This is a genomic window from Parasphingorhabdus sp. (genome assembly GCF_048269865.1).
In the GTDB taxonomy this organism is placed as follows: Bacteria; Pseudomonadota; Alphaproteobacteria; order Sphingomonadales; family Sphingomonadaceae; genus Parasphingorhabdus.
In genome coordinates, this window is sequence record NZ_JBLWUA010000003.1 from 147,872 (window position 1) to 162,820 (window position 14,949).

At 56.9% G+C, this 14,949-nt stretch carries 13 protein-coding genes; all 13 read left to right on the forward strand.

Features of this window, described 5'->3' with window-relative positions:
- Nucleotides 1-16 precede the first annotated feature (16 nt).
- The 13 genes from ACN0WW_RS05060 (at nt 17) to pnp (ending at nt 14,871) form a co-directional block, all read left to right on the forward strand.
- Nucleotides 17-1,237 (forward strand): argininosuccinate synthase, encoded by a 1,221-nt coding sequence (locus ACN0WW_RS05060; RefSeq protein ID WP_417610050.1) that lies wholly within the window; start codon nt 17-19, stop codon nt 1,235-1,237.
- Nucleotides 1,238-1,252: 15 nt separating this feature from the next.
- On the forward strand, nt 1,253-2,227 hold the full coding sequence (locus ACN0WW_RS05065; RefSeq protein WP_417610052.1) for a calcium/sodium antiporter: 975 nt from the start codon (nt 1,253-1,255) through the stop codon (nt 2,225-2,227).
- Between the two features lie 124 nt (nt 2,228-2,351).
- Nucleotides 2,352-2,909 carry a ribosome maturation protein RimP gene (gene rimP, locus ACN0WW_RS05070; RefSeq protein ID WP_417610054.1) on the forward strand — a complete coding sequence of 186 codons (558 nt, stop codon included), beginning with the start codon at nt 2,352-2,354 and terminating at the stop codon, nt 2,907-2,909.
- Between the two features lie 2 nt (nt 2,910-2,911).
- Nucleotides 2,912-4,540: a transcription termination factor NusA gene (gene nusA / locus ACN0WW_RS05075; protein ID WP_417610056.1), complete on the forward strand. Its 1,629-nt coding sequence runs from the start codon at nt 2,912-2,914 to the stop codon at nt 4,538-4,540.
- Complete coding sequence (locus ACN0WW_RS05080) at nt 4,521-5,204, forward strand: DUF448 domain-containing protein (protein WP_417610058.1); 684 nt, start codon at nt 4,521-4,523, stop codon at nt 5,202-5,204. The genes nusA and ACN0WW_RS05080 overlap by 20 nt, the downstream gene beginning before the upstream one ends.
- Before the next feature lie 66 nt (nt 5,205-5,270).
- Nucleotides 5,271-7,814 carry a translation initiation factor IF-2 gene (infB, locus tag ACN0WW_RS05085; RefSeq protein ID WP_417610060.1) on the forward strand — a complete coding sequence of 848 codons (2,544 nt, stop codon included), beginning with the start codon at nt 5,271-5,273 and terminating at the stop codon, nt 7,812-7,814.
- A 115-nt stretch (nt 7,815-7,929) separates the two neighbouring features.
- A complete protein-coding gene (gene rbfA / locus ACN0WW_RS05090; RefSeq protein ID WP_417610062.1) occupies nt 7,930-8,331 on the forward strand; it encodes a 30S ribosome-binding factor RbfA in 402 nt (133 codons plus the stop codon).
- Nucleotides 8,332-8,414: 83 nt separating this feature from the next.
- The gene (locus ACN0WW_RS05095) at nt 8,415-8,993 is read left to right on the forward strand and encodes a thymidine kinase (protein WP_417610064.1); all 579 of its coding nucleotides are present in this window, start codon (nt 8,415-8,417) and stop codon (nt 8,991-8,993) included.
- Nucleotides 8,986-9,525 (forward strand): GNAT family N-acetyltransferase, encoded by a 540-nt coding sequence (locus tag ACN0WW_RS05100; protein ID WP_417610066.1) that lies wholly within the window; start codon nt 8,986-8,988, stop codon nt 9,523-9,525. The genes ACN0WW_RS05095 and ACN0WW_RS05100 overlap by 8 nt, the downstream gene beginning before the upstream one ends.
- A 64-nt stretch (nt 9,526-9,589) precedes the next feature.
- Complete coding sequence (locus ACN0WW_RS05105; protein ID WP_417610068.1) at nt 9,590-11,017, forward strand: hypothetical protein; 1,428 nt, start codon at nt 9,590-9,592, stop codon at nt 11,015-11,017.
- Nucleotides 11,018-11,052: 35 nt separating this feature from the next.
- Complete coding sequence (gene truB / locus ACN0WW_RS05110; protein WP_417610070.1) at nt 11,053-12,027, forward strand: tRNA pseudouridine(55) synthase TruB; 975 nt, start codon at nt 11,053-11,055, stop codon at nt 12,025-12,027.
- Between the two features lie 23 nt (nt 12,028-12,050).
- Nucleotides 12,051-12,320 carry a 30S ribosomal protein S15 gene (gene rpsO / locus ACN0WW_RS05115; RefSeq protein ID WP_348039410.1) on the forward strand — a complete coding sequence of 90 codons (270 nt, stop codon included), beginning with the start codon at nt 12,051-12,053 and terminating at the stop codon, nt 12,318-12,320.
- 265 nt (nt 12,321-12,585) lie between these two features.
- Nucleotides 12,586-14,871, forward strand: a complete 2,286-nt coding sequence (gene pnp / locus ACN0WW_RS05120; RefSeq protein ID WP_417610072.1) for a polyribonucleotide nucleotidyltransferase — start codon at nt 12,586-12,588, stop codon at nt 14,869-14,871.
- Nucleotides 14,872-14,949: the final 78 nt, after the last annotated feature.

The following is a 14,949-nucleotide window of genomic DNA, read 5'->3' on the forward strand; positions in this document are numbered from 1 at the left end:
ATGGAAAGACGATAAAATGAGCGATTCCGTAAAGCGTGTGGTTCTGGCCTTTTCCGGGGGTCTTGATACCAGTGTGATCCTGAAATGGCTGCAGCAGGAATATCAGTGCGAGGTCGTGACCTTCACTGCTGATCTGGGGCAGGGCGAAGAACTGGGTCCTGCGCGACGCGTGGCGGAAACACTGGGTGTGAAACCCGAGCATATTTTTATTGACGATCTGCGCGAAGAATTCGTCAAGGATTTCATCTTTCCGATGATGCGCGCCAATGCGCTATATGAAGGCCTGTATCTGCTCGGTACGTCGATCGCTCGTCCGCTGATATCCAAGCGCCAGATCGAGATTGCCCGGCTTACCGGCGCCGATGCAGTGGCGCACGGTGCGACCGGCAAGGGCAATGACCAGATCCGGTTCGAACTCGGCTATTATGGTCTGAGCCCAGATGTGAAAGTGATCGCACCCTGGCGCGAATGGGATTTGACCAGCCGTACCCGGTTGATTGAATTTGCTGAAAAGCATCAGATTCCGATTCCAAAGGACAAGCGTGGCGAAGCACCGTTTTCAACTGATGCGAACATGCTGCACACCTCTTCCGAGGGCAAAGTGCTGGAAGATCCTTGGGAAGAAGTGCCCGACTATGTCTATTCGCGGACCAACAATCCCGAGGATGCGCCCGATACGCCGGAATATATCACGATCGATTTCGAACGTGGTGATGGCGTCGCGATCAATGGCGAGGCGATGAGCCCTGCGACGCTGCTGGAGAAGCTTAACGATTATGGACGGGAACACGGGATCGGTCGGCTCGATCTGGTCGAGAACCGCTATATCGGGATGAAATCGCGCGGCATGTATGAAACGCCGGGCGGCACGATTTATCACGCGGCCCATCGCGGGATCGAGCAGCTGACACTGGATCGGGGTGCAGCGCATATGAAGGATGAGCTTGCGCCGCGCTATGCAGAGCTGGTCTACAATGGCTTCTGGTTCTCACCGGAGCGCGAGATGCTGCAGGCTGCGATCGATCACAGCCAGGCACGGGTGAACGGCACCGTCCGGCTGAAGCTGTACAAGGGCTCGGTGAATGTCGTCGGGCGCAAGTCGCCAGACAGTCTCTACAGCGAGAAAGTCGTGACATTTGAGGATGATGCCGGCGCTTATGATCAGAAAGACGCAGAAGGCTTTATCAAGCTCAATGCTCTGCGCCTCAAGTTGCTTGGCAAACGCAATGGCCTCTAGCATGGCGTCTCGCTGATGCTCATTCCGCTGCTCATTCTGCTGGCCGGCTTTGTCGTGCTGATTGTGGGCGGTGAGTTGCTGGTGCGGGGCGCTGTCCGGGTGGCGGAACGGGCAGGGATGTCCGAGCTACTAATTGGCCTGACCATTGTCGGCTTCGGGACTTCTGCTCCGGAACTGGTGGCTAGTATCGAAGCTGCGCGCGCCGGATCACCGGGCATTGCCTGGGGTAATGTGGTCGGCTCCAATCTCGCCAACAGCCTGCTCATCCTGGGGGCGGCCTCGCTGATTCTGCCAGTGGTGGTGCCGAGAGGGCCGCTGTGGCGCGATGGCGGTCTGGCTCTGGCTGCGACCATCGTGCTTTGGCTGGTGGCCACGACAACGGGAACGACGGTTGCTATAGGCATCGGCTTTCTTTTGGTTCTGGTTGGCTATCTTGGCTATGCCTATCGGGCGGAACAGACCCAGCCAGCGGGTGCCAGCGCCGTGCACGAAAAAGCCGAGGCGCTGGAGGCTGCCGATACTCACTTGCATGACGCGCAGCCGCTCTGGCGGTCGATTTTGGTGCTTCTTTTCGGCATCGTGATGATCGTGCTCGGCGGGCGCTGGCTCGTCGAAGGCGCAGTTGATCTCGCTCGACTGGTCGGGATGAGTGAAGCGGTGATCGGCTTGACGGTGATTGCGATCGGCACCTCGCTGCCTGAATTGGTGACGTCGGTGATCGCGGCCTACAAGGGTGCAAGCGCCGTCGCATTGGGCAATGTGCTCGGATCGAACATCTTCAATCTGCTGCTAATCGGCGGCGTGACGGCGATTATTGCCCCCGGCACTATTCCAGGAGAAATCAGTAATTTCGGTCTGCCGGTGTTGATCGTCGCGTCGATATTGCTGCTGATATTTGCCGCGACCGGGCGCAAGATAACCCGCTGGGAAGGCGGGATATTGCTAATCACCTATCTGGCGCTACTGGTCTATAATGTCGTCGCCGTTTGAATCAGCCGTTGCAATTTCAAGAATCTGTCCCTAAATAGCTCCTATCCCAACAATTTGAGATTTGAAGGGGCTGGCGCCAGACGGGGCCGGCAACCAAGGTCTTGCATTTGGAAATGGAACTGATTTGACTGATATCGCTACCCTGACCAACCTGATTAAGCCGGAAGTTGACGCTTTGGGCTTTGATTTGGTGCGGGTGCAATTTGTCGCCGGGGCGGACGAGCCGACCCTGCAGATCATGGCCGAGCGTCCGGAAACCGGACAACTTGGCATTGATGATTGTGCGGCTTTGTCGCGGCGGATTTCGGCGAAGTTTGATGCGCTGGAAGAAGAGGGGCGCGATCCGATCGATTACGCCTATCGTCTGGAAGTCAGTTCGCCGGGTATTGATCGGCCACTGACCCGCGCGATCGACTATGCGAACTGGGCCGGGCATGAGGCGCGGATCAGCGTGATCGATGCGGTGGCGGGCAAGAAACAGCTTCGCGGCCTGCTGCAAGGCATAGACGGCGATGTAATAAAGATTGACGATCGTGAGACGGGAAGTCAGGAGACGCCCCTTACGAATGTCCATAAGGCAAAATTGATTCTGACAGACGCGCTGATCGCTGCAACCGTTCCGGTTTCAACTGACGGTGCGGACGAAATTGAAGAACAGACTTTAGAAGAACAGGAAGACTAATCATGGGCAGTGCTATTTCAGCCAATAAAGCCGAGTTGCTTGCGATCGCGACTGCTGTTGCGACGGAAAAAATGATCGACAAGACGATCGTGATCGAGGCGCTGGAGGAAGCAATCCAGAAGGCGGCGCGCGCTCGCTATGGTGCCGAGAATGACATTCGCGCCAAGTTCGACGTCAACACCGGTGACTTGCGCCTTTGGCGGGTTGTTGAAGTGGTCGAGGAAGTCGAAGATTATTTCAAGCAGGTCGACATCAAGCAGGCTGAAAAGCTGGAGCCCGGTGCCAAGGTTGGCGATTTCATTGTCGACCCGCTGCCGGAAGTTGATTTGGGTCGGATTGATGCGCAATCGGCGAAGCAGGTCATTTTCCAGAAAGTCCGTGACGCTGAACGCGAGCGGCAATTTGAAGAATTCAAGGACCGCGCGGGCGAGATTATCACCGGCGTGGTGAAATCGGTCGAGTTCGGTCATGTGGTTGTCGATCTGGGCCGCGCCGAAGGCGTGATCCGCCGCGACCAGCAGATTCCGCGCGAAGCCGCCCGGGTTGGCGATCGCGTGCGCTCGCTGATCTTGGATGTGCGCCGCGAAAACCGCGGGCCACAAATATTTCTCTCTCGCGCCCATCCTGATTTCATGCGGCATCTTTTTGCTCAGGAAGTGCCGGAAATTTATGACGGCATTATCGAGATCAAGGCCGCCGCTCGTGATCCCGGATCGCGCGCCAAAATCGGCGTGATCAGCCATGACAGCTCGATCGATCCTGTTGGCGCTTGCGTCGGCATGAAGGGTAGCCGCGTGCAGGCCGTCGTCCAGGAAATGCAGGGCGAAAAAATCGACATCATTCCCTGGTCGGACGATATTGCAACGTTCGTCGTCAATGCCTTGCAGCCGGCTACCGTTAGCCGCGTGGTTATCGACGAAGAAGAGGGCCGGATTGAAGTTGTCGTCCCGGACGACCAACTCAGCCTCGCTATCGGCCGTCGCGGTCAGAACGTCCGCTTGGCGTCGCAGCTGACCGGTCTCGCCATCGATATCATGACCGAAGCGGATTCGAGCGAGAAGCGTCAGGCTGAATTTGCCGCACGCACCGAGATGTTCCAGGAAGACCTGGACGTCGATGAAACCTTGTCGCAGCTGCTGGTTGCCGAAGGCTTTAGCGAGCTGGAAGAAGTCGCCTATGTCGCGCCGGAAGAAATTTCCAGCATCGAAGGCTTTGACGAAGAGCTGGCTGCAGAACTGCAGAGCCGGGCCCTTGAAGCACTGGAACGGCGCGAAGCGGCTAACCGCGACAAGCGCACCGAACTGGGCGTTGAAGACGCGATTGCTGAATTGCCGCACCTGACTGAAGCCATGCTGGTGACGCTGGGTGAAGCTGGCCTGAAGACGCTTGATGATGTGGCTGACCTTGCGACCGACGAACTGGTTCTGAAACGCAAATCGGAGCCGCGTCGCCGCAATGATAACCGCAAGCCTGAGCCGGATGGTGTGTTGGCCAAATATGGCCTGACCGAAGAGCAGGGTAACGAGATCATCATGGCGGCGCGTGCGCATTGGTTCGACGATGAAGACGAGCCGGTCGCTGCCGACAGTGAAGAAACCCGGGAGGTCGCAGATGCGGAATCTCCCCAATGAAACGCGGTCTAAACCTCTAGATCAAGCGCCACACCGTAAATGCATTTTGACTGGGGAAAGTCTTCCTCAGGACCAGTTGGTGCGCCTGGCGATGGGTCCGGATGGGCAAATCGCACCGGATGTTCGTGCCAAGGCACCAGGTCGCGGCGCCTGGATAGCTGTCGATCGGGCCACGCTTGAAACTGCTCAGGCGAAGGGCCAGCTGAAGGGAGCCTTGGCAAGGGCGTTTAAAACCGGCCAGCTGGATATTCCGGACAATCTTGCCGAGATGCTTGAATCTGCGCTCGAACGCTCCACCTTGGATAGGCTGGGTCTCGAAGCGCGGGGCAGCACATTGCTGACTGGCTCCGAAAAGATCGAAACGGCGGCGCGGCAAGGCGATCTTGATATGCTGCTCCATGCCTCCGACGCCGGGCGCGATGGTTGCGCCAAATTGGATCAGGCCTGGCGGGTCGGCAGCGATCGCGAAGGCACAAATGTCCGTGGTTTGATTTTGCCGGTGGACCGGCAGGGCCTTTCTGTGGCATTGGGCCGCCAGAATGTTGTGCACATCGGTATCACCGACAAACGCGCAGCGGGGCGGATTTCGCACAGCCTGACAAGATGGCTTCACTTTATCGGTTCTGATAAAGTGGATGATGATGCCGAAAAGAAAGTTGCGTGATCCGGTTTTGATACGCTGGGTAAGATGTTGCAGTAATATATATATTTTAAGGATTAAGTCTGTTCGATGAGTGAAGATAAAAAAGATACGGCAAAACCAGCACGCAAACCACTTGGGTTGAAGCGTTCGGTTGAGCCTGGCGAAGTCAAACAGACGTTCAGCCACGGGCGCACCAACAAGGTTGTGGTCGAAGTAAAACGCAAGAAGCTGGTCGGCAAGCCCGGTGCGCAGGAAGCGGCGAAGGAAATCGTCAAGGAAACGCCTGTGCCTGCTCCGGCACCGGCTCCGGCGCCGAAACCTGTAGTGAAAAAACAGCCGGCTGCGCCAAAAGCGAACGATGCCCTGTCCCGTCAGGAGTTGCAGGCGAAACTGCTGCGCGAAGCGGAAGAAGCGCGCCTCGAAGCGATGCAGGAAGCCCGCAAGCGTGACGCGCGCGAGAAGAAAGAACAGACCGCTGAAGAGAAGAAGCGGGCTGAGGAAAATCGCAAGGCCGAAGAAGAGCAGGCGCGCAAGGCGCAGGAAGAAATCGCTGCTGCAGAAAAAGCCGCTGCTGATGCTTCTGTTGTGGAAGAGGCACCGAGTGCGCCAGCCCCAGCGGCGAAGACCGACGCGCGTCCCCCGGCTCGTAAATTTACGCCGGTGGAAACGCCGAAGCGTGCCAAGCCTGAGAAGGAAAAGCAGAAGGTCGGACGCGAGGATCGCAATGATCGTCGTCAATCGGGCAAGCTGACGGTCAACCGTGCGCTGCGCGGCGAAGATGGTGCTGCGCGCGCCCGTTCCCTGGCTGCGCTGAAACGTGCCCGGGAAAAGGAAAAGCGGGCCCAACGGTCCGGTCGTCCGAGCGAACCGCGCGAGAAGCAGATCCGTTCGGTGATCGTGCCCGAGGCCATCACCGTTCAGGAACTGGCGAAGCGTATGGGCGAAAAGGGCGCCGATCTGGTCAAATCCCTGTTCAACATGGGCTCCATGGTGACCGTCAACCAGACGATCGATCAGGATACGGCTGAACTGTTGGTCGAGGAGTTTGGCCACAACATCCAGCGTGTGTCGGAGTCCGATGTGGAAATCGATACGCAGGCCGATGTCGATCCGGAAGAAACGCTGAAGCCGCGTGCACCGGTGGTGACCATCATGGGCCATGTCGATCACGGCAAGACGTCATTGCTCGATGCTCTGCGCGGAACCGACGTGGTTGCTGGCGAAGCGGGTGGTATTACCCAGCATATCGGCGCCTATCAGGTGACGATGAAGAACGGCGACAAGGTCACGTTCCTTGATACGCCGGGCCATGAGGCCTTTACCGAAATGCGGATGCGTGGAGCCAATGTCACCGATATCGTGATCCTGGTGGTCGCAGCCGATGATGGCCTGATGCCGCAGACGATCGAGGCGATCAATCACACGAAGGCAGCTGACGTCCCGATGATCGTGGCGATTAACAAGATCGACAAGGAAGGCGCCGATCCGACAACGGTCCGCACCCGCTTGCTCGAGCATGAAGTGATTGTCGAAGAAATGTCCGGTGACGTGCTTGACGCGGAAGTGTCCGCGCTCAAGAAAATCGGACTCGATGAGTTGATGGACAAGATCCACGTCCAGGCCGAATTGCTGGAATTGAAAGCGCGTCCTGATCGTCCCGCGGAAGGGGCCGTGGTTGAAGCAAAGCTGGATATTGGCCGTGGTCCGGTTGCGACCGTGCTGATCGAACGCGGTACGCTGAAACGCGGTGATGTCTTCGTCGTCGGTTCGCAGACCGGCAAGGTCCGGGCGATGATCGATGACAAGGGCAAGCAGGTCAAGGAAGCAGGGCCTTCGACACCAGTCGAAGTCCTCGGCATCTCTGGCGTTCCGTCCGCTGGCGACAAGCTGACCGTGGTCGAGAACGAAGGCCGTGCCCGCGAAGTGGCCGCTTATCGTGCTGAGCAGGAGAAGCTGAAACGGACCACGCAGGCACCGACCAGCCTCGAGAATATGTTCTCGGCCGCTGCCAACAGCGCAGTGGAATTCCCCGTGCTGGTCAAGGCCGATGTGCAGGGTTCGACCGAAGCCATCGTGCAGGCGCTGAACAAGATTTCGAACGACGATATCAAGGTGCGCATATTGCACAGCGGTGTCGGCGCGATCACGGAATCGGATGTGACTCTGGCCGGAGCGAGCAAGGCGCCGATCATTGGCTTCAACGTTCGTCCCAACGCCAAGGCGCGTGAAATCGCCAAGCGCGATGGTGTCCGCTTCAAGTATTTCGACATCATCTATGATCTGACCGACGATATCCGTGCCGAAATGGCCGGGGAACTTGGTCCCGAGAAGATCGAGAATGTTGTCGGCCGTGCGGAAGTCAAGGACGTGTTCAAGTCGGGCAAGAAGGACAAGGCAGCCGGCTTGCTGGTCACCGAAGGCGCGTTGCGCAAAGGACTGTTCGCTCGCCTTACCCGCGACGATGTCATTGTCAGCGCGACGACCATCGCATCGCTGCGCCGCTTCAAGGACGATGTTGAGGAAGTGCGTGCCGGCATGGAATGTGGTGCGGTTCTGGAAGATACCAACGATATCAAGCCAGGCGATATGCTCGAAGTCTTCCAGGTCACGGAGAAAGAGCGGGTTCTCTGATAATATTGTCATCCCGGACCTGTTTCGGAATTCTGCGTGAACAGTGGTGCGAGTTGCGCCGCTTCTGACGCACGAAGAAACAGGTTCGGCGTGACGAATTTGAGGCTTTATTATTGTGGCAAAATATAACGACACATCTCCCGAAGGCCGTTCGGTCCGCTTGCTGCGCGTTGGCGAGCAGGTTCGGCATATCCTGTCGGAATTGCTCATGCGCGGCGAGGTGCATGATGAATTGCTGACCGCGACCAGCGTCAGCGTCACCGAAGTGCGTATGTCGCCAGATCTGCGCCATGCGACGGTATTCGTGAAGCCTTTGCTCGGGGCGAATGAGGCCGATGTGCTCAAGGCGCTGAAGACCAATACCGCTTTCTTCCAGAAGGAGGTCGCAAAGCGGGTGAAGATGAAATATGCGGCCAAGCTGAAATTTCTGGCCGACGAGAGCTTCGATACGGCGGAGCATATCGAAAACCTGCTCAACAACCCCAAGGTTGCACAGGATCTGGGCGGGGACTCCTAGATTCCTCTTGTCGTCATCCTGAACTTGTTTCAGGACCTCTACAGATCCTGAAACAAGTTCAGGATGACGAGTGACGGAAGTCTATGGCGAAACTCTATTTCTATTATGCGTCGATGAACGCCGGCAAGTCGAGCAATCTGCTGCAGGCAGCGTTCAACTATGGCGAGCGCGGCATGAAGGTGATGCTGTGGACCGCCGCGATCGACAATCGGGCCAGCTTTGGGGCAATTGCCTCGCGGATCGGTCTGCACGCCGATGCCCATCGCTTTGACGAGGATACGGATTTATTTCAGGCGGTCGGCGAAGAGCATGAGGCAGGCAAGCTCGCTTGCGTGATGATCGACGAAGCCCAGTTTCTGACCGAAGCGCAAGTCTGGCAATTGGCACGCCTGGCGGACGAGCTCGGTATTCCGGTGCTGTGCTATGGCCTGCGGACCGATTTTCAGGGCAATCTGTTCTCCGGTTCGGCCAAGCTGCTCGGCATTGCCGATAGTCTGGTCGAGTTGAAAGCGGTCTGTGAATGCGGCCGCAAAGCGACGATGAACCTACGCATTGATGAAGCGGGCAGGGCGATTGCCGCTGGTGCCCAGACCGAAATTGGCGGCAATGAAAGCTATCTGGCGCTGTGCCGGAAGCATTTTCGGGAGCGGCTGAATGGCTGAACTGTCGACAATATTGGAACAGGGCCCGGTTCGTCTCGAACCACTGGCCGACCATCATCTCGAACCGCTGCGTGCGGCCTGCGCCGAAGATCAGGAAATCTGGGAAATCTATCCGGTTTCGATGCTGGACGATAATTTCGACCAGGCGATCCGCTCCTTTCACAATACCAGCAACTGGGTGCGCTTTGCCGTCATCAATGCCGATACCGGTGCACTCGTCGGCATGACCAACTATATCAACCCGGACGGGAACACCAAGGTGACCGAAATCGGCGGCACCTATATCGCGCCCTCGGTTCGGGGCAGCGGATTCAACGGGATCATGAAGAAGCTGATGATCGAGCATGCGTTCGCGAACGGCTTTACACGCATCGAATTTCGTGTCGATACCCGCAATAAACGGTCGATGGCGGCGGTGCTGAAACTGGGCGCGCAGCATGAAGGAACGCTGCGCAAGAACCGGATTACCTGGACCGGCTATGTTCGGGATACCGCAGTATTTGGTCTGCTGAAGGAAGAGTGGCAGGGCTAGGCGGGCGATCGCCACCGACTAAAGCTAACATTTTGTGAACCATTACAGGCTATTGGGCAGGCCTATGAACAGGTCCATTATCTCGCTTGAATTAAACGAGCTTTGCCCGCCTCTGCTGGACTTGTGGATGGGCGAGGGCTTGCTTCCCAATTTTTCCCGGCTGCATGCACAGTCACAGGTTTTTACCACCTATCCCGACACGGAAAAAGCCGATGAACTGGAACCGTGGATCCAATGGTATTCGATCCATACCGGATTGCCCTTTGCCGATCATGATGTGTTCCACCTGACCGATGGGCGCGATGCGAAGGACGTCGATATCTGGCAGTTTTTGCTGGCGCAGGGCAAGTCGGTGATGAACTTCTCGAGCATGAATGCCGCGCCTTTTGCAGCGCCGGGCTCGCTTTATCTGGCCGATCCCTGGTGCCATGACGGACGCAGCTATCCGCCTGAGCTGAATCGCTTCGCCGATTTCGTGGCGCATAATGTGCGGGAACATTCGAACCAGGACGGTCAGCTTGACGTCTCGAGTTATGCGGCCTTTATCGGCTTCATGATCACTCATGGCTGGAGTCCGGATACGATCATGCGGACATTGTCCCAGCTGGTCGCAGAGAAATCCGATCCTGCCCGCAATGCGCAGCGTGTCGCAATACTGGACGCGATGCAATATGACGTTTTTGCCCACTATTCCCGAAAACTGGCACCTGACTTTGCCAGCTTTTTTGTCAATTCGGTCGCGCACCTGCAGCATAGCTATTGGCGGCATATGGATCCTGATACGTTCACCGTTCGTCCGGCCCCTGCGGAACTCGACAAATATGGCAGCGCGATCCGGGAGGGCTATATCGCCATGGATCATCTGATTGGACGCTTTCTGCGCCTTGCAGAAAAGCAGGATGCGCTGATCATCTTCCAGACTGCGTTGAGCCAGCAGCCTTTTCTGCGTTATGAGGATCAGGGCAGCCAGCATTTTTATCGGCTGCGCGATCTCCAGGCGCTGCTTGATGGCTGTGGGTTGTCCCCAAGCCATGCCGAACCGACGATGACGCACCAGTATATGTTGCATTTTGCCGACCGTGCGGAACGCGATACCGCGCGCGCAAGACTGGAAGGATGGGAGACCGAAGCCGGCGATCAGGTTTTTGGATTCAGCAAGCATGACCGCGAGGAAAATGCGCTTTATTTCGGATGCCAGCTGCGCACAGTGATGGATGATGACGCGATCATCCACGATCGCTCCACCGGCCGTTCGCACAAATTTAGTGACTGGCTCTATGCGATGGAGGCCACCAAGAGCGGATGCCACCATCCAGACGGCTGCCTGTGGATTGCGACGGGTGATCATGCGGTGCATGATGATAAAGTCTCCATCCTCGACATCTGGCCAACGATAGTCGAGCTCAGCGGCGTGCAGGATCGGTCTTCGGAACGGCCCGGCAAAAGCCTGATCCCCCGCTTTATACTGGAGGAAAGCCGCCGCGCCGCCTAAGGCCATTGCCCTGACATTGGGAGCAACAGGCAGATATGCACGGCTGGATCATTCTCGATAAACCGCTCGGACTGGGATCTACCCAGGCTGTTGGTGCAGTGAAACGCAATTTGCGCGAAGCTGGGCTGATGGGAAAAGGACGGAACAAGCGAAAAGTAGGGCATGGCGGCACGCTCGATCCGCTGGCGACCGGGGTCTTGCCGATTGCGATCGGGGAGGCGACCAAGCTGTGCGGGCGAATGCTCGATGCTTCGAAGATTTACGAATTTACGATTGGGTTCGGCACCGAGACAGAGACCCTGGATGTTGAGGGAGCGGTTTCGGAAACATCGGACCATCGTCCGACGCTAGCAGAGATCGAAGCGATACTGCCCCAATTCACCGGGCCGATCGAGCAGATACCACCAAAATATTCGGCGCTGAAGATCGATGGCAAGCGGGCTTATGATCTCGCCCGGGCCGGCGTGGATGTGGAGATGAAGCTGCGGGAGGTGACAATATATGATCTGGCCACTCGTCATCCTGAACTTGTTTCAGGACCCCGGGAGATCCTGAAACAAGTTCAGGATAACGAGCCATTAGAACCTTTGCAAGAAATCACCCTAACGGCCACCGTCTCCAAGGGCACCTATATCCGCTCACTTGCCCGCGATATTGCGCGTGCCTTGAACACAGTCGGCCATGTCACCATGTTAAGGAGGACCAAGGCCGGCCCCTTTACGCTGGAACAGGCGATTTCGCTGGACAAACTCAACGAAATTGGTAAGGGCGCGGACATTACAGACTATCTTTTGCCGCTTGAGGCAGGGCTGGACGACATCCCGGCTTATGACCTCACTCCTGATCAGGCAAAACTGCTTCGACAAGGCATGACGCTGGACGAACAGGAAATGATTGGGAACCCCGCACTCAACGGGCTTTTTCTCGCGACAGAGAACCATGGTTCTCCGGTTGCGCTGGCCGAGCTTGTTGATGGCACCGTCAAGGTGGTTCGCGGGTTCAATATGTGAATGATGTTCGAAGGAAAAACCATATGACGATTACCGCAGAAAAAAAACAGGAACTGATCAAGAAATTCGGCCAGACCGAAGGCGATACCGGTTCCCCGGAAGTTCAGGTTGCCGTGCTCACCGAGCGCATCGTGAACCTGACAGAGCATTTCAAAGGCCATCATAAAGACAACCATTCGCGTCGCGGATTGTTGATGATGGTTAACAAACGGCGCAGCCTGCTGGATTATCTTCGCAAGAAAGATGTCGAGCGCTATGCCAAGCTGATCAAGGACCTTGGTCTGCGTAAATAACGCAATCGTTCGGCCCGCTTATGCGGGCCGTTTACGTTTTGCGTCATCCCCGCGCAGGGGGGGATCCATCTCCGAGAGTTGCAACTAGACGTAATGTTTCGAGATGGACCCCGGCCTTGGCCGGGGAACAGTGCCAAATTTCGCAATAAGGTGAAGTGAGGCGAGAAAATGGGGCACAATGACCCCGAACCGTTGTTCAGCCGGATTGCTGGGCACTAGAAAGCCCCCGCACTGCATAGGGCAGGCGGGATAAAGGAAAATACGAATGTTTAATGTAAAGAAAGTTGAAATGGAGTGGGGCGGACAGACCCTCACCCTCGAAACGGGCCGGATTGCCCGTCAGGCTGACGGCGCGGTGCTCGCGACCCTCGGCGAAACGGTTGTACTGTGCGCAGTAACTGCCGCCAAGTCCGTGCGCGAAGGGCAGGATTTCTTCCCGCTCACCGTCCACTATCAGGAAAAATTCTCAGCCGCCGGTCGTATCCCGGGCGGCTTCTTCAAGCGCGAAGGCCGTGCGACGGAAAAAGAAACGCTGACCTCGCGTTTGATTGACCGTCCTTGCCGTCCGCTGTTCCCCGAAGGTTTCTACAACGAAATCAACGTGATCTGCCAGGTATTGAGCTATGACGGCATCAACGAACCGGACATTCTGGCGATGGTTGCGGCCTCTGCTGCCCTCACGATCTCTGGTGTTCCATTCATGGGCCCGATTGGTGCGGCACGTGTTGGCTACAAGGAAGGTGAATATCAGCTGAACCCAAGCATGGAAGAAGTCGCTGAAGGCGAACTCGACCTGGTGGTTGCTGCTACCCATGGTGCGGTGATGATGGTTGAATCGGAAGCCCAGGAGCTGTCCGAAGAAGTCATGCTCGGCGCGGTCCAGTTCGCTCATGAAGCGTCCAAGGACGTTGCTGGCCTGATCATCGATCTGGCTGAACAGGCAGCGAAAGAGCCCTGGAAGCTCGACGCCGGCGACGATAATAGCGAAATCAAGGAAGAACTGCGCAAGCTGGTCGGAGACGATATCGCTGCGGCTTACAAGAAAACCGACAAATCAGAGCGTAGCGACGCGCTGAACAAGGTTCGCGAAAAAGCCAAAGAAAAATATGCCGATGCAGACGGCCAGACCCAAATGACCGCTGGCAAAATGGTCAAGAAGCTGGAAGCGGAAATCGTTCGTGGCGCGATCATCAAGGATGGCACCCGTATCGATGGCCGCAAGCTCGATCAGGTTCGCCCGATCGAAGCGATGGTTGGCCTGCTGCCACGGACCCACGGTTCGGCTTTGTTCACCCGCGGTGAAACGCAGGCGATCGTGACCACTACCCTGGGCACCAAAGATGCCGAGCAGATGATCGATGGGCTCGACGGTTTGAGCTACAGCAATTTCATGCTGCACTATAACTTCCCGCCTTATTCGGTGGGTGAAGTTGGTCGTTTCGGATTTACCAGCCGCCGCGAAACCGGTCATGGCAAGCTCGCATTCCGTGCGCTTCGTCCGGTATTGCCGACAGTGGAAGATTTCCCATACACGATCCGCGTATTGTCCGACATCACCGAGTCCAATGGTTCGTCTTCGATGGCGACCGTTTGCGGCGGCTCGCTGGCGATGATGGACGCCGGTGTGCCTCTGGCGCGTCCGGTTTCCGGTATCGCGATGGGCCTGATCCTCGAAGGCGAAGATTTTGCGGTTCTGTCCGACATTCTCGGCGACGAAGATCATCTCGGCGACATGGACTTCAAGGTTGCGGGTACCGAAAAGGGTATCACCTCCTTGCAGATGGATATCAAGGTAGCCGGCATTACGCAGGAAATCATGAGATCCGCTCTGGAACAGGCCAGCGGCGGTCGCGCTCATATCCTCGGTGAAATGAGCAAGGCGTTGTCATCGGTCCGTACCGAAATGTCGGAACATGCTCCGCGCATCGAAACCTTGCAGATCAACAAGGAAAAGATCCGCGAAGTCATCGGCACCGGCGGTAAGGTTATTCGCGAAATTGTCGCGGAAACCGGCGCCAAGGTTGATATCGACGATGAAGGCCTGATCAAGGTTTCTTCTTCCGACAAATCCCAGATTGATGCAGCGATCGCCTGGATCAAGGGTATCGTGGAAGAAGCCGAAGTCGGCAAAATCTACGAAGGCAAGGTCGTGAACCTGGTCGACTTTGGTGCATTTGTGAATTTCATGGGCGGCAAGGACGGTCTCGTCCACGTCTCTGAAATCAAGAATGAACGTGTCGAGAAGGTGTCTGACGAACTGAGCGAAGGTCAGAGCGTCAAGGTCAAGGTTCTCGAAATCGACCAGCGCGGCAAGGTGCGCCTGTCGATGCGGGTTGTTGACCAGGAAACCGGTGAAGAGCTGGAGGACACCCGTCCTGCCCGCGAACCGCGCGGCGACAAGCCTCGTGGACCACGCCGTGATGGTGGTGGTCGTGGACGCGACGGCGGCGGACGTGGCCGTGATGGCGGCGGACGCGGTCGGAACAACGACGGTCCCAAGAACGAAGGCGGCGGCGATATTCCATTGCCTGCTTCGATCACGGAAGACTGAGACTGACAGCATGAATTGGAAAGAGCCCCGAGAAATCGGGGCTCTTTTTTTTGTTTGTTTGGCCGCCGGGAAAAACGG